At 25.2% G+C, this 18548-nt stretch carries 17 protein-coding genes and 1 tRNA gene; 10 read left to right on the top strand and 8 right to left on the bottom strand.

Annotated elements, in window-relative coordinates; all coding sequences use genetic code 11:
• The first annotated feature begins 434 nt into the window (after positions 1-434).
• On the top strand, positions 435-1991 hold the full coding sequence (locus tag EPJ72_RS08585) for an NAD-dependent epimerase/dehydratase family protein (protein WP_147731759.1): 1557 nt from the start codon (positions 435-437) through the stop codon (positions 1989-1991).
• On the opposite strand, the gene EPJ72_RS08580 is transcribed toward EPJ72_RS08585, so the two are convergent.
• Complete coding sequence (locus tag EPJ72_RS08580; protein ID WP_147731758.1) at positions 1988-2632, bottom strand: OmpA family protein; 645 nt, start codon at positions 2630-2632, stop codon at positions 1988-1990. The two genes, EPJ72_RS08585 and EPJ72_RS08580, sit on opposite strands and share 4 nt — an antisense overlap.
• 187 nt (positions 2633-2819) lie before the next feature.
• On the opposite strand from EPJ72_RS08580, the gene EPJ72_RS08575 reads away from it, so the two are divergent.
• From EPJ72_RS08575 to EPJ72_RS08550, 6 genes are all read left to right on the top strand, one after another.
• Complete coding sequence (locus tag EPJ72_RS08575; RefSeq protein WP_147731757.1) at positions 2820-3755, top strand: integrase core domain-containing protein; 936 nt, start codon at positions 2820-2822, stop codon at positions 3753-3755.
• Between the two features lie 128 nt (positions 3756-3883).
• Positions 3884-4906, top strand: a complete 1023-nt coding sequence (locus EPJ72_RS08570) for a GGDEF domain-containing response regulator (protein WP_147731756.1) — start codon at positions 3884-3886, stop codon at positions 4904-4906.
• Positions 4907-4925: 19 nt separating this feature from the next.
• Positions 4926-5516, top strand: a complete 591-nt coding sequence (locus EPJ72_RS08565) for an L-threonylcarbamoyladenylate synthase (protein ID WP_147731755.1) — start codon at positions 4926-4928, stop codon at positions 5514-5516.
• A gap of 261 nt (positions 5517-5777) precedes the next feature.
• Positions 5778-6713 (top strand): DDE-type integrase/transposase/recombinase, encoded by a 936-nt coding sequence (locus EPJ72_RS08560; RefSeq protein ID WP_147731754.1) that lies wholly within the window; start codon positions 5778-5780, stop codon positions 6711-6713.
• A gap of 65 nt (positions 6714-6778) precedes the next feature.
• A tRNA-Leu gene (locus tag EPJ72_RS08555) sits at positions 6779-6862 on the top strand.
• Between the two features lie 33 nt (positions 6863-6895).
• Positions 6896-7252, top strand: coding sequence for a response regulator (locus EPJ72_RS08550; protein ID WP_147731753.1), 357 nt, complete (start codon positions 6896-6898; stop codon positions 7250-7252).
• A gap of 5 nt (positions 7253-7257) precedes the next feature.
• On the opposite strand, the gene EPJ72_RS08545 is transcribed toward EPJ72_RS08550, so the two are convergent.
• Complete coding sequence (locus EPJ72_RS08545) at positions 7258-9027, bottom strand: sensor histidine kinase (RefSeq protein WP_147731762.1); 1770 nt, start codon at positions 9025-9027, stop codon at positions 7258-7260.
• Complete coding sequence (locus EPJ72_RS08540) at positions 9014-9628, bottom strand: HAD family hydrolase (protein WP_147731752.1); 615 nt, start codon at positions 9626-9628, stop codon at positions 9014-9016. The genes EPJ72_RS08545 and EPJ72_RS08540 overlap by 14 nt, the downstream gene beginning before the upstream one ends.
• A gap of 603 nt (positions 9629-10231) precedes the next feature.
• Here EPJ72_RS08540 and EPJ72_RS08535 point away from each other — a divergent pair.
• The 3 genes from EPJ72_RS08535 to aroD are packed head-to-tail and all read left to right on the top strand — an operon-like array spanning position 10232 to position 13291.
• Positions 10232-11680, top strand: a complete 1449-nt coding sequence (locus EPJ72_RS08535; protein WP_147731751.1) for a polysaccharide biosynthesis protein — start codon at positions 10232-10234, stop codon at positions 11678-11680.
• Between the two features lie 7 nt (positions 11681-11687).
• Complete coding sequence (gene aroE, locus EPJ72_RS08530) at positions 11688-12539, top strand: shikimate dehydrogenase (RefSeq protein WP_147731750.1); 852 nt, start codon at positions 11688-11690, stop codon at positions 12537-12539.
• A gap of 20 nt (positions 12540-12559) precedes the next feature.
• Positions 12560-13291, top strand: a complete 732-nt coding sequence (gene aroD / locus EPJ72_RS08525; RefSeq protein ID WP_147731749.1) for a type I 3-dehydroquinate dehydratase — start codon at positions 12560-12562, stop codon at positions 13289-13291.
• Between the two features lie 177 nt (positions 13292-13468).
• Here the strand turns inward: aroD and EPJ72_RS08520 are convergent, their stop codons facing one another.
• From EPJ72_RS08520 to EPJ72_RS08500, 5 genes are all read right to left on the bottom strand, one after another.
• Positions 13469-14824, bottom strand: coding sequence for a PhoH family protein (locus EPJ72_RS08520; protein ID WP_147731748.1), 1356 nt, complete (start codon positions 14822-14824; stop codon positions 13469-13471).
• A 363-nt stretch (positions 14825-15187) separates the two neighbouring features.
• Positions 15188-16699, bottom strand: coding sequence for a tetratricopeptide repeat protein (locus EPJ72_RS08515; protein WP_147731747.1), 1512 nt, complete (start codon positions 16697-16699; stop codon positions 15188-15190).
• An 11-nt stretch (positions 16700-16710) separates the two neighbouring features.
• Entirely contained in the window at positions 16711-17112 is a 402-nt protein-coding gene (locus tag EPJ72_RS08510) for a hypothetical protein (RefSeq protein ID WP_147731746.1), read from the bottom strand.
• A 16-nt stretch (positions 17113-17128) separates the two neighbouring features.
• Complete coding sequence (locus EPJ72_RS08505; RefSeq protein ID WP_147731745.1) at positions 17129-17449, bottom strand: YkvA family protein; 321 nt, start codon at positions 17447-17449, stop codon at positions 17129-17131.
• Between the two features lie 62 nt (positions 17450-17511).
• Positions 17512-18537, bottom strand: a complete 1026-nt coding sequence (locus tag EPJ72_RS08500) for a tetratricopeptide repeat protein (RefSeq protein ID WP_147731744.1) — start codon at positions 18535-18537, stop codon at positions 17512-17514.
• Positions 18538-18548: the final 11 nt, after the last annotated feature.

Below are 18548 nucleotides of genomic sequence, written 5' to 3'. Positions count from 1 at the left end.
AGTTCTCAAACGATATAAAATACTTTCTACTCGATATCGAAATCATTTACAAAAGTTAAATACAAGATTTTTTATATTAGCATCAATATATAATTATCAGTTAAAAAATGACTTTTGAAACAAGTCTAATATATTATAATGCATTTACCGTGCGGTGTGTTCATTATAAATTTAAAAAAGATTGGGTGGGTGTGCTTTTTCTGATTTTGCTTTTAATATAAAAAATTTTTAATTGAAATAAAGGCTTTAAATTTTAAAGGGCGGGGTTTTAAATAAAATTCAAATATTTTTTAATCTTCTTTATAAAAAATCATTTTTTCATATATCTTTTTACAAGTTATTTACAAAAAATAGTTTTTCGTATATAATTCTACATAAAATGAAAAGTGTCTATAAATGTTTGTATAATTTTAATGAAATAAAAGGATAATAAAATGAAATATGTAATTGCTTTAACAGGAGCAACTGGCAATATGGGTCTTGAAACATTAAGACAATTAATGGAGATAGAAGATATTGAAGTTGTAAAAGTATTAGTAAGAAAAGAAAGCAAGAAAGCAGGCAATAAATTCAAAAAACAGTATGGTAAAAGAGTAGAAATAGTTACAGGATATTTACACAAAAAAGAAGACTGCGAAAAATTAATAAAAGACTCTCATTATGTACTTAATCTTGCAGCGGTTATTCCTCCAAATTCTGACAAATACCCAAAACTAGCATATTTAACTAACTTTGTAGGAGCTAAAAATATTGTTGATATACTAGAAGCAATTCCTAAAAACAATCGTCCTAAATTAGTTCATATATCAACAGTTGCTCTTTATGGAAATAGAAATGAAAAACACCCTTGGGGAAGAGTTGGCGACCCATTACTTATAAGTGCTTATGACGTTTATTCTTTTTCAAAATTGAAAGGAGAAAGATATGTACTTAATTCATCATTAGAAAATAGAGCTATAATAAGACAAACAGCTATGCTTCATAATAGAATGCTTACAGATAATATGAGTGACGGACTAATGTTCCATACTTGCTATAATGCACCGCTTGAATGGGTTACTGCAAGATATAGCGGACTTTTAATGAAAAGAATCATAGAAGAAGATATTAAAGGTAATTTAGATGAGTATTTTTGGAAGGGTTGTTTTAATTTGGGAAGCAAGGCAGAAAATAGACTCATTGGTTATGATACATTCAATGACGGATTTAAACTCATTGGAGGCTCTACAAAAAAATATATGAAGCCTAATTGGAATGCCATAAGAAATTTTCACGGGCTTTGGTATTATGACGGAAACAAATTAGAAGAATTATTCTCATATCAAAAAGAGTCAGTTATAGATTATTGGGATGAGATAGGAAAAACTCATTGGTATTATGCATTAGGTAAGATTGTGCCGCCTGCTTTAATATCATTTTTTGCTATACAAAGACTTTTGCCGCACCCTAATTCACCAACATATTGGCGTAAAAATAATGAAGACGGTAAAATAATTGCATATTTTGGAAGTTTAGAAAATTTTGATAATCTGCCTAAAAAATGGGAAGATTTTAATCTGATTTTTGAAAATAAAGACTCTGAAGGAAATTACATAGATTATAAGGCTTTACTTGATATAAAAAATGCTAAGCTACTTAATCATGGTTATGATGAAAACAAAAAAGACAGTGAAATAGATTTAGAGGATTTAAAGAAAGCAGCAGAGTTTAGAGGCGGTAAACTTTTAAGCACCAGTATGACTAAAGGAGATTTACACACAAAGCTAAAATGGGCTTGTGCTGAAGGTCATGAATTTGAAGCTTCACCATTTACTATTATAAAAGCAGGTCATTGGTGCGAAGAATGTATGCCAGACTATACTTGGAACTTTGATATTTTAGCTAAGAAAAATCCTTACTTCGCTCAGGTTTGGTATGATTCACATAAAGAAGATGAAGATATGATTTATTATTTTGATGAGAATTTCAAAGCTAATTATAAAAAAGTTTAATATAAATTAAATATATAGTTGGTATACATATACATATCATTAGAGTTTTCTATTATAACAAATTCAACTCTTCTATTTTGTTCTTTTGTACCATAGTCTATTAAATTTTGAAGCCCTATTATTTTTAATTTTTTATCATTATCTGTTAATGAATCTGCTACCGCCAATGAACGCAAATATGATAAATCAGCTTCATTATTTCTATCATATAAATATAATATATTATTTGTAGGGCTTAGATTATATACAGTATTTTTATTCATATATCTAATTTCACTAGAATCAATATGCCCTTCTATATATATACTAAGAATATTTGTAGATTTTAATACTAAAGATAAATAATCTAAAGTTGATGCATATATGTTTGTATTCACAACACTGCTGTTAGAATCAAAAAATATGGGTTCTTTTAATATTAAAAGTTTTCCTCTTTTAGTATTTTGTACATAAAAAACATTATTTTCAAAATTATTAGTATTAGTTATTACATCATTTGTAACATATATAAACTGTCCATTATTTATAGCATCTGTATTATTTTTATTATTTAAATTTTCATTATCAGAATTACTCGATATAATAACGGCACTTTGACAGCCTATAAAAAATAATAAAGATAATAATATAAAAACTCTCATTTACAACTAATTTTTATCTACTTATTTATTTAAAATCTATTTTATTATCGGATAATTATTAAAAAAATCAATATTCATATAAATTTTTATTGTTTAGGAGTGTGAGATATTGGACATTTTTTAGTATAAAAAAAGCAGTATCCTTGTTATAATATTTTGATATAGAAAATAAATAAAGGATACTACTATGAAAAAAGATTATAGCACAGAATTTAAATTATTTATAGTGGATGAAGCATTAAAAACTAAAAATATTAAAAGATTTCTAAAGATAGAAGAAATACCCAAATCTACTTTTTATGCTTGGCTTAAAAAATATAAAGACACTGAAACTGTCGCTAATTTTAGCACTAGACCGAAAACTTCTCCAAATATCTTTAATAATCAAGAAGCTATTAATTTAATTATTGAACTCTATACTAAAGAATATCGAGGTAAGCATTATATTAAAGCATATTTAAATCGTAAAGGAATTAAGATAGGGGTTACAGCTATAGAGAATGTACTAAAAAGAAATAATCTTTGGAGATACAAAATAAAAAAGAAAAAGAAGCGATATGATAAGCGTAAATTTGTCTCTAAAATACAAAAAGAAGGCAAAATAGTTCAAATAGACACTAAATATATCAAATTAGGCAGAAAAACTGTTTATCAATTCACTGCTGTAGATTTAGCTACTCGTTATAGTTGGAGGCAAATCTATGAAGATAAAACACCTTATAGTGCTTTATCTTTCTTAAAATATGTCTTAAAAACTTCACCTTTTAGGATACAGGCTATACAGACCGATAATGGTATGGAATATACATACCGTTGTATCAATACCTCTAAAATCAATATTTTTGATGAATACTGCTTGAAAAATAAATTAGAGAGAAGATATATTCCTGTAGCAACACCAAGATATAACGGCGTAGTAGAAAGAGTACACGGCATAGACGAAAGAGAATTTTATTCACGATTAAATAAAAATATCACAGTAGAATTATTGAGAGAAAAATTAAAAGAATATACACATTTTTATAACAATCAAAGATTGATTTCTTCGTTAGGTTATATTACAATCAAAGAAAGAATCAAAAATATTATAGCAAGTAAAAGTACAATATCTATGGCTCCATGACACATATAAATTTTTATAAAATTACACACTATATTTTAATCATACAATTTGAATATTTTTATTTAATATATTTTGTTTTATTTACGATATTGAAACATATTATATATAAAATTAGTAAAGTATTATTTATGAATGAAAACATTTTAGTCATAGAACATAGAGCAGAACTATTAGAAAAAATAGTTGATATCTTAAAAGAAAGACATTACAACCCAATATCAACAAAATCACGTTCACAAGCTATTAATATATCAAATGAAACATCTCTCGACTTAATAATAATAGATGCAGATATAGGTGATTCTCAAGGGCTTCAGCTTTTAGATACTTTTAAAAATCAAGAAAATACTAAAGGAATACCTGTAATATTATTAAGCACACCATATAAAAAAATAGAGTTTATAGAAGAGGCTATATCATTAGACATTGATGGGCTTGTATTTACCCCTTTTGATGAAATGGAATTTATAGTTAATGTACATAATGCCATGAAACAAAAGAAAATGTATATAGAACATCAAAAAACTCTTAAACAAATAGATTATCTGCAAAGTGCTCTAAATAATATGACTGAAACTTCAAATAAAAATTATCAGTCTTATAAAGAATCACAAAAGAAATATGAAGAAGTATTAAATATTGACTTAGAAACAGGTTTTTCTAATAAAAATGAATTTTTAATTCAATTTAAAAGATTATTAGCAGAAACTGTAAGGCATGAGGAAACTATAATATTAGCTTCTTTTTCTATAGATGGTATAGAAAACATAATAGAAGAATTTGGTATAATGGCTGGAGAAGAAATAATATTACAATTTTCTAAAGTATTAATTAATGCTTCTAGAGAAGAAGATATTATAGCTAGATATGATACTAATTTATTTATGGTGGCATTTAAGAGAATGGATATAAGACTTTATGAAGATAAAATAGAGCAAATAAAAGAATTAGTTAATAAAAATGAAATAATGTATAATGAAATAGTTATAAAATATACTGTATCTGCTGGAATAGCATATACTGCTTACAAAGCTAACTATCATTTTGATAATCTTGATAAAGAAATTTCCCCTTCGCTTCTTGCTTTACATAATGCTAAAAGAAGAGGATTTGCCAAAGTATATATTCACCCTACTGTTATTAGAAGATAATTAATAATAAGGATATTTTATGGTAATTGAACTTGATAAAAACAATGCTGATAGTATAGAATATGCTGTAGAAGAAGTTGCTAAAGTTATAAATGATGGAGGCGTTGTAATATCTCCAACTGATACTGTTTATGGAATGCTAGCTGATGCTTTTAATGTTGATGCTATTAATAGAATATATTCAATAAAAGAGAGAGAAAGAGAAAAACCGCTTCTTATACTCTTAAAAGATTCTAAGTTTATTAATATACTCTGCGAAGGAAATATACCTGATATAGTGAAAGCAAAAATACCGGGCGAACTTACTTTTATTATGCCGTTAAAAAAAATGATAAAAAAAGATTTTCTATATTTAAAAGATACTGTGGCTCTTAGAATACCAAAAGATGATTATATGGAAAAACTTTTGCAATTGACTCCGCCTTTAGTAGCCCCTTCTGCTAATCCTACAGGTTATGGTGTTATATATGACGGCAATAAATTAGTAGAACTTTATAAAGATAAAGTTGATCTTATTGTTAATTGCGGCACTATAGAAAAAAAACTGCCTTCCACTTTATATGATTGTATTAATAATAAAGTGCTTCGTCAGGGAAGTGTTTATTTATAATATTTAATTATTTATTTTTATACTAAAAAATACATATACTATAAAAATTTTACTTTCTAAAAGCAATATAATATACACTATTCTATAAATATTATTTTTATTATACTATCAACATTATTAATAATACTATAACTTAAACTCATAAACGCTTAACATTAAAAATTGTTTAGGAGTGTGAGATATTGGACATTTTTTAGTATAAAAAAAGCAGTATCCTTGTTATAATATTTTGATATAGAAAACAAATAAAAGGATACTACTATGAAAAAAGATTATAGCACAGAATTTAAATTATTTATAGTGGATGAAGCATTAAAAACTAAAAATATTAAAAGATTTTTAAAGATGGAAAGAATAAATAAATCCACTTTTTATACTTGGCTTAAGAAATATAAAGACACTGGAACTGTCGCTAATTTTAGCACTAAGCCAAAAACTTCTCCAAATATCTTTAATAATCAAAAAGCTATTAATTTAATTATTGAACTCTATACTAAAGAATATCGAGGTAAGCATTATATTAAAGCATATTTAAATCGTGAAGGCATTAATATAGGTGTTACAGCTATAGAGAATGTACTAAAAAGAAATAATCTTTGGAGATACAAAATAAAAAAGAAAAAGAAGCGATATGATAAACGAAAATTTGTCTCTAAGATAGAAAAAGAAGGCAAAATAGTTCAAATAGACACTAAATATATCAAATTAGGCAGAAAAACAGTTTATCAATTCACTGCTGTAGATTTAGCTACTCGTTATAGTTGGAGAGAAATCTATGAAGATAAAACACCTTCTAGTGCTTTATCTTTCTTAAAATATGTCTTAAAAACTTCGCCTTTTAAGATACAAGCTATACAAACAGACAATGGTATAGAATATACTTATCGCTGTATTAATACTCCTAAAATCAATATTTTTGATGAATACTGCTTAAAAAATAAATTAGAGAGAAGATATATTCCAGTAGCAACACCAAGATACAATGGCGTAGTAGAAAGAGTACACGGCATAGACGAAAGAGAATTTTATTCACGATTAAATAAAAATATCACAGTAGAATTATTGAGAGAAAAATTAAAAGAATATACACATTTTTATAACAATCAAAGATTGATTTCTTCGTTAGGTTATATTACAATCAAAGAAAGAATCAAAAATATTATAGCAAGTAAAAGTACAATATCTATGGCTCCATGACACTTAACATTAAAAATATACTTGATTTTTAGATAATTATATAATATAATATAAATGTTTTTTAAGCCGAGATGGTGAAATTGGTAGACACGTCAGACTCAAAATCTGATTGGGGCGACTCAGTGAGGGTTCGATTCCCTCTCTCGGTAAATATAATAATTATTAATTTCTTTGGATTATTTATGAAAGAAAATACTGTTATACTAGTTGATGATGATGGTATTAGCCTAAATAAAATCAAAGCTTCACTTGAAAGTTCTTCAATAAAAGTATTAACTGCCGAAAATTTATACGAACTTATGAGCAAAATATATAAATATAATATAGATACTTTAATATTTAATCCTAATTTAGTATGGATTAATGTTATAGAGTTTATCACTGAACTAAAAAAAGTAAATAATGAATTAAATTTTAAAATATTCTTTATATCAGAAAATATAGATAAAAATTTGAAAGAAGAAGCAAAAAAATTAAATGTAAAATATATTAATAATAATTCAAATATTAATAAAATAGTACAAGATTTAACCAAATAATAATTTTAAATTTCAAATCTAACAAAAAATGTAGTACCCTCGCCTATTATAGAATCTACATCTATTCTGCCATTATGTTCATTGATAATTTTCTCCACTATAGCAAGACCTATACCAGTACCTTTATCTTTAGAAGTAAAATATGGCTCAAAAATCTTCTTCAAATCTTTTTTCTCTATACCATTACCAGTATCAGTAACACTAACTGTAAAAAATTCTTCCCCGTCTAACACCTCATGATAGCTAGACAAATATATTAATGATTCTTTATTATTATTATCCATAGCTTCTATAGCATTTTTTATTAAATTTCTAAAAGCAATAATTAGTTTATATCTATCCATTTTAATAAAACAGTCTATTTTAGAAAATGATGCTTGAAACTTAACATTTTGCATATTTTTAAAAGAATCAAAAACTTCAACAAGAACACTATTGATAGACTGTTTATCATCTGAAAGTTTTATATTAAAAGAAAACTCTGAAAATGATTTTACTAAAGATAAAATGCTATTAGAATTTTTAATAATCGTATTAACATATCTTTTTATTTTATCTAAATCATCATCAGACATATTATTTTTTAATCTCTTTTCAATTAATTCAGCATTCATCATAATAGGCATAAGCGGATTTTTTATTTCATGTGCCACTTTAATAGCAGCTTCTTTCCAAGTTTCTAATGATACTCTTATTTTTTCTTTATCTCTATGATATTTTAAAGCCCTTGCCATAACATTGAATCTATAAATCAGATTTCTAAGGTCATGAACACCAGAAAATTTCATCTCTATATTAAAATCTGAATTAATAATAGAGTTGGTAGCATTAAGAAGCAAACTTATAGGTCTTGTTATAAAACTAGAAAATATTATACCAAAAATAATAGATATAAATGTAGATATCCCTAATATAAATATATATAAAAGTTTTAAAACTATTGAAAACTCTCCTGTAAACATATTAATTGAATTATATATTCTAAAAGCTTTCAAAGCATTATTCCTAACATTAATATAATTACTAGGCATGCTGTCAAAAATAATAGCATAATGATTTACATCTCTTAATGGAACTATAGCATTAATATAAAATAGTCCATTATACTCACTATTTGCAAATGTAATTTTATCTAAAGAAAACCTATAATTGATATCAAGAGGAACATAATTTTGAGAATTAAATAAAACTGTACTATAGCCATAATATGAATTAGAAACAAAAATTATATTAGTAAAAATATTATCTCTGTATATTATATTACTAATTTTACTACTATCAGATAAATCTATATTATTTAAATAATTTACAGAAACATTTGATATACTATTTAATATACTATTTTGTTTATTAACTATATCATCATTAGAAACATCTATTATGTATGAAAGGGAGTCATTAATACTCTTATTTGTAAATAGGTTTAGATTAGACTCTATAATATAATATGACATCTTACTAGTAACTAAACTTGTAATAACAGTCATAAAAGCCATTATTGATACTATAGCAAGTTTAAGATGAGAACCTTCTTTTTTTCTAAGAGCTTCTAATACAAATTTAATAATAATTAACACACCAACTATAATGCTTGATGATGGTAAAAAAAGAATAAAAAATACATATACTAAATTAGTAGTATTTGGTTCATATACGAAACTGCTTATATATATAGAAGCAATTAAAGCTAATAATATAAATATAGAGACTATTAATAAATATAAACCGCCATAGCGATTTTTAATTTTTATAAAAAACTTTTTAATTATTTTCATCATACTCTATATTTTTTAATTCTAAAGATAAATCATCTATATTTTTTAGATGTATAGATTTTATTCCCATTTTTTGAGCAGAAATAACATTATCCAAATTATCATCTATAAATAAACATTCTTTTATATTTAATTTATATCTTTTAAGTAACAGTTCATATATTGCTTTAGTTGGTTTAATAATTTTCACATCAGCTGATATTATACCGCCAGAACATGTTTTATCAAAAAAGTCAGTTTTTTTTCTTATTACATTAAAAGTTTCTATTGGCATATTAGATAAATAATATATATTATAACCTTTCAATTTATACTCTTTTAATATTTCTATATTATGATGTATAGATAACACATCACCTAAATAAGAATCAAATATTTGTTTTAAAATAAATTTATATTTAGGACAAGCAGATAAAAAATAATTTTTAGCATCATTAAAAGATAAATCTCCTTTATCCATTAAACTCCAATTTTTATCTCTTATAGTATTATCTAAAAACTCATTTACATCATCTACTTTATCAGTATGTTTATATAGAAAATCAACTATATCAAATTTAAATAAAACATTTCCTATATCTGATATAATATTTTTTATCATTTTTAGTCCTTTAATATAATATATTCATTATATTTTTATACTTCTATTTGTCAAGTTTTCTAACAATTTAAATTGAAATATTTTACAAACAATCAAATGAAGCATAAACACTACGCACGTTAAATCAACAAAAAATATAAACTAAATTAAAATACAACTTATATTATAAATAAAAAATTACTCACCGTGCGGTAAATAAATAATTTTTTTAATAAAAACTGGGCGGGCAGTGCTATTACTAATTTGAGCATAACTAATAATAGTTTTGTATATTAAATTTAAGCAATAAGCATATAGGGTGGGATTCAAAATAGTTTTTAAATTTAAACTGCAATCCCCGCCCTCAAGTTTTTTGCATTTACTGTTATTGTTGCTTCATATTCATTTTTTGTTTTTTCTATAATATTAGCTACCCGCCCTATATTTTTTAAATTATTTATTTATACAACGCACGGTAAATCAACATAAAATATAATCTAAATTAGAATACAACTTTTATTGCATAAATAAATTTTCATCACCGTGCGGTAAATAAATTAAAAAACTTGTATAATAACAAATATATACTATAATTAATTATTAAAAAATAATTTTGGGATGTATATGAATAAAAAAAACATTGTTATTATCGGAGCTGGCAATGCAGGAGAAACACTTGCTTCTGAAATATTGACATCAGACGAAAATAACGAATATAATATATTATGTTTTTTGGATGATGATGAAAATAAAAAAGAAATTAATATTGATAATCATACTATAAAAGTTGAAGGTAAAGTTAAAGATATAGAAGAAATTATAAATAAATATAAAAAATATAATATAGAAATAGAAGAAATTATTATAGCAATACCTACACTTAAACAAAAAGAACTTCTTGAAATACTAGATATAATATATCCTACATCAATAAAATATAAAATACTTCCTTGCTTTTTTGAGATAATAAAAGGAAATGCTTCTATTAAAGACATTAGAAATATAGAACCTTCAGATTTGCTTGGAAGAGAGGAAATAGGTTTCGATGAAAAAGAGATATCAGATTATTATAAAGATAAAACAATACTAGTTACAGGAGGTGGAGGCTCTATTGGAAGTGAACTTGTAAGACAATTAGTTACACTTCCTGTAAAAAAAGTAATGGCATTGGATAATTCTGAAAGTGCTATACATAGTCTTATAATGTCTTTGAATGACAGAAAAAATGAAAAGAACAAACATAAGTTTAAATATATTATATCTAATGTTAGAGATTATGTAAAAGTAGATAAAATCTTAAAGCAAGAAAATCCGGATATAATATTTCATGCAGCAGCACATAAGCATTTGCCATTTATGGAAGAATATCCTGAAGAGGCAATTAAAAATAATATATTAGCAACAGAAAATATAGCTACATTAGCAATAAAAAATAATATAAAAAACTTTATATTTATATCAACAGATAAAGCAGTGCGTCCAACATCACTTATGGGGGCAAGTAAAAGAATATGCGAAAGAATGATAATGTCACTCTCGCATGAACAAAACAACACTAAATTTAAAATAACAAGATTTGGTAATGTATTAGGAAGTAGCGGAAGCGTAATACCAGTTTTTGAAAGGCAGATTAGAGAAGGAAAACCTCTAACAGTTACACACCCAGAAATGGTTAGATTTTTTATGTCCATAAGAGAAGCAGCAAGACTAGTAATAAAAGCTTGTACACTTAATGATGGAGTTATATTTACTTTAGATATGGGTAAACCTGTAAAGATATTAGATTTGGCAAAAAATATGCTTAAGATGTATGGTCTTACAGAGAAAGATATTCCTATAATATTTACAGGTATAAGAGAAGGTGAAAAATTATATGAAGAGATTCTAATGGATGATGAAACTTTAATACCTTCACAGTATAAAAAATTATTTATAGCTAAAGACCCTGTACAATGTTTAACACCAGAAGAACGTAAAATAATGATTGATGCATTCGATATAGCTTCACTCGATGCCGATAAAGATACAATAAAATTGCTGATGAAAAAATATATAGAAGAATATACAGGATAATTAAAAAATGAATATAACAGCAAAAACAACATTAACCGCACTTTTTGCTTCACCTTGCAGACATAGTTTATCCCCAATCATGCATAATAAATCTTTTGAAAAATTATCATTAGATTATGTGTATTTGGCTTTTGAAGTAGATAAAAATAATTTGAAAGAAGCTGTATTCTCTATAAAAACGTTAAATATGAGAGGCGTTAATTTATCTATGCCGAATAAAAAAGAAGTTATACAGTATTTAGATAATATTTCAGAATCTGCAAGTCTATCTCAAAGCGTAAATACTATAGTTAATGACAACGGAGTTTTAACAGGGCACTCTACAGACGGTAAAGGTTTTATAAAATCCATTGAAGAAGAAAATATTAATATAAAAAATAGCGATGTTACAATACTTGGTATTGGAGGGGCTTCTATATCTATAATTACTGAGTTTGCTCTTTACGGAGTAAAAGAAATATCTGTTTTTAAAAGGGACAATAATTGGACTGAACAAAAAAAAATAATAGACAATATTCAAGATAAAACTAATTGCAAAATAGAGCTTTACACTTTGGATAATAAAAAAGAATTAAAAAAACAAATAAATAATAGCAAATTATTAATTAATGCTACAAGTGTTGGTATGAAAGATGATGCTTCAATTATAGAAGATAAAACATTTTTTAGAGATGATTTAATCGTTGCTGATTGTATATATAGCCCAGCAAAAACCAAATTGCTACAAATAGCAGAAAAAGAAAATTGCAAAATAATTAATGGAATGGGTATGCTTTTATATCAGGGGGCATTAGCTTTTGAGATGTGGACTTCTAAAGAGATGCCTGTAGATTATATAAAAAATATTATATTTAATTAAAAAATATTAGCGGAGTTATTATGATTAAAGTAAAAAATGTTAATATTGGCGATGGCGTTCCTAAAATATGTATTCCTGTTATAGAAAAACATAAAAAAGACGCTTTAAAATATATAAAAGAAATAGATAAACTTCCAATAGATTTAATAGAATGGCGTGCAGATTTTTATGAAGACAGCGACAACAATATAGAAGAAATTTCTAAAGAGATAAAAAAATGCACATCTAAACCTATAATATTTACTTTAAGAAGCGTTAAAGAAGGAGGAAATCTCAATATAAAACCTAATACTTATGACTGTATGATTGATATTTATAAAACTATAATAGATAAAAAACTATTCTCAATTATAGATATAGAATTATTAACTCTAAAAGAAAATGATATAAAAGAATTAATAAAACTATCAAAAAAAGAAAATATAAAAACTATTCTTTCTAATCATGACTTTAGTAAAACACCAAATAAACTTGAAATAATTCATAGAATCAAAAAGATGATAAAATTAAAAGCTGATATAGCAAAAGTAGCCTACACTCCAAAAAAACAAAAAGATGTATTAACAATATTAGAGCTTCATAATGAAATAAATAATATACCTCTAATATCGATATCAATGGGAGAAGAAGGCATTATAACAAGATTATTTTATTCAGCAATTACATTTGCTTCTGCTAAAAGAGCATCAGCACCCGGACAAATAGAAGCAACAAAATTAAAATATATGATAGACAGCATTTATAAAAGTTAATTAAATTTTTTATTGTTATTTTTCCTGCAGCAACTTGTAAAAAATAATAAACAACAAAAAGTGCTAATTTATAAAAATATAATTTATGAAATTAAAAATATTTTATATCAATTAAAAACAAAAAGCATAAAGGGTGGGCTTTACTCTTTATGCTTTATATTTATTCATTCAATAATTTTATAATACGTTCGCAGCAAGCTCGGCAAGTTTTGAACGCTCTCCTTTTTCAAGTGTTACAGTGCCGCTTAAAACTTCTCCTTTGGTTCTATCTATCAAATAAGTAAGACCATTGTTTCTTTCGTCCAAATAAGGAGTATCTATCTGGTGAATGTCGCCAGTGAAAACAATTTTTGTTCCTTCGCCTGCTCTTGTTATAATAGTTTTTATTTCATGAGGAGTTAAGTTCTGTGCTTCATCTACTATAAAATATATTCTATTTAAGCTTCTTCCTCTAATATATGCTAAAGGAGAAATTACTATCTTTTCATTTTCAAGCATTTTTTTGATGTTCTTACTTTCATCACTGTCATCAGAGTGAATATGCTGTATTACTGAAAGGTTGTCAAATAAAGGCTGCATATAAGGGTCTAATTTACTATTAACATCTCCCGGCAAAAAACCTAAATCTTTATTAGAAAGTGCAACAATTGGACGGGCTAAAAGTATTTGCCTATATTCTCTTCTTTTTTCTAAAGCAGCAGCAAGAGCTAAAAGTGTTTTACCAGTACCAGCTTTACCCATTATTGTGACTAAAGGTATATCATTATCAAGCAAAACATCTAAAGCCATAGCCTGCTCTTCATTTCTTGGTTTTATTCCATAAGCATTAATATTACTATCAACATAAACTATAGTATTAGTATCATCTTTATATTTACCTATTACTGCATCATCTTCTTCATTTACTCTGTAGCAAAAATATGTATTAGGATAAATTGAATGCTCTTCTTTAACTCCTATCTCTTTACTCTCTTGAAGCTCTTTTATATAAACGAGTGCATTGTCACCAAATATACTTTCTATACCTGTAAATAGTGAAGATAATTTATCTATTTTATCAGTGTTATAATCCTGAGTATCTATACCTAAACTTCTTGCCTTCATTCTCATATTAATATCTTTTGTAATGAGAACTACTCTATGATTTTCAGATTTCAAATTGTATGCACAAGATAGTATTTTGTGGTCGGGTATGTTTCCTGCAAATATCCTTTTAAAATCTTCTTTCTCTTCATTATTAACATCAACAAATACCTTACTCTTATTATCAAGCAAAGCACCTTTTTTAAATATGTCTTTCACACCTTCAGTTTTTTCATTTTTTTCAACTATAGCATCAAGCTCCCTTATAAACTCTCTCGCATTAAAATTAATTGTATCGCTTCCTTTTTTGAACTTATCAACCTCTTCCAAAACTGTGATAGGTATAACAATATTAGTTTCTTCAAAAGAAAATACTGATTTAAAATCATGCAGTATAACATTTGTATCAAAAACGAATACTTTTTTATTAGGTATAAAATTTTCTATCATCGCAAATCCTTATTTTTAAGATAATTTATTACATTCAACATTTAAATATAATAAACGTTATATAATAAGTATTATACAAAAGAGATAAAAAATCAAATTTTTAGAAAAATGTATTTAGTGAAAAATTTTTATATAAAAAAATAAAAAGACAAAAGCTTTTTTATTAAAACGCCTAACAGTACTATTATATACTTTAATAAATTAAGGAATTTCTATATGCAATATATTTTGTTCCCGTGCATTATATTTTTTATAAAAATTATTATTAAATATAGTGCAAGGTAAATAGATTAAAAATTTAAACTAGTTAATAATTTATAGTGGATTATTAACTAGTTTTTGTTTTTATTTAGTAAAATAAATCTATCTTCCGTTAGCCTTATCTCCATTTAATTTGAATTGTTCTTTGTAATAATCATTATCAGGTTCAATTTCTAAAGCCTTAGCATAAGCATTTTGTGCTTCTTTGAATTGCTTATTTTTACTATAAGAATCTCCAAGCCATTCCCAATTATTAGCATTATCAGGATCTAATTCTACAGCTTTTTTTAAGCATCGTATAGCTTCTTTATAGTCACCATTACCATTATAAGAACGCCCTAACCAATACCAATTCAAATAATCATCAGGTTTTAATTCCGCAGCTTTTTTTAAGCATTGTATAGCTTCTTTATAATTGTCATTATTATAATAATTTATTCCTTTTTCAAGAAGTTTATTCTGATTATAAGTATTTTGATTATATATCTTTAAGGAGCTAACTTTGTTAAATATAAAAAATATAGAACATACTAATACTGTTAATATAATAAAGTATATTATACCTTTAACCTTATTAGATTTATAAAATCTATATCTAATATTAAATAAAAAATAATATAAAACAACCCAAATAGCTGCAATTATTCCTGTTATCAATGCCGAGCATGAAATTAAAATAAATAGATATTTGAAAAAACCTACATCCTTTTCTCCCCACCCTGCTATTATTAAAGCTATAAATGATACAATAGGAGTCAAAAATAAAACCATAGGCATTTTATCATAATGATTAGATAAGCTCATTTCTACTTTATAACTTCTATGACTATCATAGTCAGATAATAATCTCGTATGTATTAATTTTTCATTTTCTCTGTTAACAAATAAAATGTCATCAAAAATATAGTCTATATAAACTTCTTCAGATACAGTTTGTGATAAAAATCTAATATCATCATCATTATTGTTATCTAATATTAATAATGAGCCTATTGAAGGATTTTCAGATATAATAGTAGAAAAATCAGAATTTTCATATAATACTTTTGCAGATTCTCTATTTGAATCATTTATATTAGGACATTGATAACCTGCTGAATATTCTTCATTAAGCCAAGCATTATATGTGTCTAATGCATATTCATATAATTCCTGCATATAAGTAAATCTGCAGTATGCTTTAAAAGAAGAAGCCAAACCATTAATGAGATATTCTTTGTTCTGGGCATTGTTTTCTGTTACTATTAATTTAGCATCGTTCAGCATAGTGTTTTCGATGAAACTAATATTATTATCAAGAATGTTTATAGTATGTTCTATAGCAGGTATTTTAACTCTAGCTGATTTTTTTAATCTAGGTAAAGCCTCATAAAATACTTGTCTCTTATTTTCTAATGCTTCTTCTTTTTTGGCGTTACTGAATAACCAGCCTGCTGCCGCTGCTCCAAGACCTACTAATGGATTTATCATAAAAGCAGATATTAAACCAATACCAGCAACTGCATTTCCCAAATCTATCCAAGGCGATGCTAATCTATCTATTTCTCTAAGTATTTCATCAAGTTCCTTTTTTATCTGCATAAACTCTTCATCATTTATTAAATTATTAGACATAATTTATCCTTTTATTTAAGTAAACTAATTAACATTTCTGAAATTCTCATACTCAAATTATTTACCATATGAAGCAATTCTGTTCTATGATGTATTTCAAATTCATTAAGTGTATTTGTAGGAATATTTAATATCTGCTGTGTAAAAACATTTAAATGATTGGAAATATTAAGCAGCATAGCTGAAGTTAATTCAAAACTATATTTAAATTTTTTAAAATCAATATCTGCTTTTTTCATAACATATTGAAACTGTCTGTCTATTAATAACATTTCTTTGTCAATTTCTTTTAAATTGATAAAGATAGAACCTATAGCCCCTATAATACCATCTGAATTATTAGAAGATGATACTATTAATTCTGTTTTTTCATTAACTGATCTTAATTGATTATTAATTTCTTCGTATGACATATTAATATCCTTTTTATTAATTTGCAACTGCTTTGAAAACTAAAACAACTAAAAGAACTACTATTAATATTCCTATTCCACCTAATATTAAAAGTCCCCATTTTAAGAATTTTACTATCCCTCTTAATGAACTATTGGCATCAAGAAGTCCATTTTGTACCCCATTAAGACCTCCTACAACTAAAAATAATGCATCTTCAAACCACCCTACAACGGGAAGTACATCAGGTACTAAATCTACTGGAGAAACAGTGTATATTATTGCTAATATTAAAGGTATACAAGGTCCTATTCCAGATTGTGCTGGTTGGTTAGAATTATCATTATAATTACTCATAAAAATCTCCTATTTTTTTATTATCAATTTTTTTATTTATCATAAATTAAAAATAACCTTATTTAATATTGACTTACATATTTTCCATTTTTATCTTTAAATTTACCCAAAAGCAATAAACAGATATCTAATAGATAAAAAATACCAAATATATAAATTTTATTCATAACAAATGAAGCAATTAATATTATTATATATAAAAAACCTAATTTTACTCTACCTGTATAAAATCTTTGAAATGATGGAAATACTATTGATAAAAATAGAGTAAATTTATAATTCTTATTTGAAAGATTTCTTTTTTCTTTAATAAAATCAATTTTAGCTTTGATAGATTCTTTATCAAAAGAACTATTTTTAAATAATTTTTGATATATTTTATGGGAATCTTTTAATTTATCTAAAGACAATAAACAATCTGCATTTAATAATAAATAATCTTCATTTTCTGGATCACATTGTAATAATCTATCTGAAATTTTCAAAGCTTCATCATACTCATCTGTATATAATTTAAGACGACATAATATTGATAAAATATTTTTATTATCTTGATCTATACTTAAAGCTTTATCTATGGTTTCAGAAGTTTCAGGATATAATCCTAAAATCAATTGATTTAAAGCAGATAATTCTAAATAATCTAAATTATTGAAATCAATTTCTATAGCTTCATTAATTAAAGCTAATGATAAATAATATTTTTCTATAGCAAAATAATAGCAAGCTAGTTGATACTTACTTTCTAAATCATTTGGATTATTAAATACTTTATATTTTAATTCTCTTATAGAATCATCTTCACCTATTATATCAATATTGGCAAAGAAGATAAAGAAATTATCTTCATAAATAGATTGAACAAATATTGGTATATTAACCAATGTTCGTTGAAATACTGCATCTATTTGATCAAGTATATAATATTCTATTAATTCAGAAATATTATCTCCCATCTTTTTTTTCATTTCAAATATTTCATTTATATTTTTTTCTTGTTTTTTGTTCTCAAAAATAGCTGCTGCTGCAGAATAAGCAAAGCCTTTGAATGTTAATTTATTATTCTTACAAAAATCATTAATTGACATCCCTTCTAATA

The sequence above is a fragment of the Brachyspira pilosicoli genome (assembly GCF_008016535.1).
GTDB lineage: Bacteria > Spirochaetota > Brachyspiria > Brachyspirales > Brachyspiraceae > Brachyspira > Brachyspira pilosicoli_A.
Note: the sequence above shows the minus strand (reverse complement) of the source record. Positions and strands in the feature narration are given on the sequence as shown.

Excerpts from the sequence above, each read along its gene's own strand:
- EPJ72_RS08540 (WP_147731752.1), bottom strand. The coding sequence starts at position 9,628 with ATGATAAAAAATATTATATCAGATATAGGAAATGTTTTATTTAAATTT.
- EPJ72_RS08550 (WP_147731753.1), top strand. The coding sequence starts at position 6,896 with ATGAAAGAAAATACTGTTATACTAGTTGATGATGATGGTATTAGCCTA.
- EPJ72_RS08570 (WP_147731756.1), top strand. The coding sequence starts at position 3,884 with ATGAATGAAAACATTTTAGTCATAGAACATAGAGCAGAACTATTAGAA.
- EPJ72_RS08500 (WP_147731744.1), bottom strand. The coding sequence starts at position 18,537 with ATGTCAATTAATGATTTTTGTAAGAATAATAAATTAACATTCAAAGGC.
- EPJ72_RS08545 (WP_147731762.1), bottom strand. The coding sequence starts at position 9,027 with ATGAAAATAATTAAAAAGTTTTTTATAAAAATTAAAAATCGCTATGGC.
- EPJ72_RS08575 (WP_147731757.1), top strand. The coding sequence starts at position 2,820 with ATGAAAAAAGATTATAGCACAGAATTTAAATTATTTATAGTGGATGAA.
- EPJ72_RS08515 (WP_147731747.1), bottom strand. The coding sequence starts at position 16,699 with ATGTCTAATAATTTAATAAATGATGAAGAGTTTATGCAGATAAAAAAG.
- aroD (WP_147731749.1), top strand. The coding sequence starts at position 12,560 with ATGATTAAAGTAAAAAATGTTAATATTGGCGATGGCGTTCCTAAAATA.
- EPJ72_RS08565 (WP_147731755.1), top strand. The coding sequence starts at position 4,926 with ATGGTAATTGAACTTGATAAAAACAATGCTGATAGTATAGAATATGCT.
- EPJ72_RS08560 (WP_147731754.1), top strand. The coding sequence starts at position 5,778 with ATGAAAAAAGATTATAGCACAGAATTTAAATTATTTATAGTGGATGAA.
- EPJ72_RS08510 (WP_147731746.1), bottom strand. The coding sequence starts at position 17,112 with ATGTCATACGAAGAAATTAATAATCAATTAAGATCAGTTAATGAAAAA.
- EPJ72_RS08520 (WP_147731748.1), bottom strand. The coding sequence starts at position 14,824 with ATGATAGAAAATTTTATACCTAATAAAAAAGTATTCGTTTTTGATACA.
- EPJ72_RS08535 (WP_147731751.1), top strand. The coding sequence starts at position 10,232 with ATGAATAAAAAAAACATTGTTATTATCGGAGCTGGCAATGCAGGAGAA.
- aroE (WP_147731750.1), top strand. The coding sequence starts at position 11,688 with ATGAATATAACAGCAAAAACAACATTAACCGCACTTTTTGCTTCACCT.
- EPJ72_RS08580 (WP_147731758.1), bottom strand. The coding sequence starts at position 2,632 with ATGAGAGTTTTTATATTATTATCTTTATTATTTTTTATAGGCTGTCAA.
- EPJ72_RS08585 (WP_147731759.1), top strand. The coding sequence starts at position 435 with ATGAAATATGTAATTGCTTTAACAGGAGCAACTGGCAATATGGGTCTT.
- EPJ72_RS08505 (WP_147731745.1), bottom strand. The coding sequence starts at position 17,449 with ATGAGTAATTATAATGATAATTCTAACCAACCAGCACAATCTGGAATA.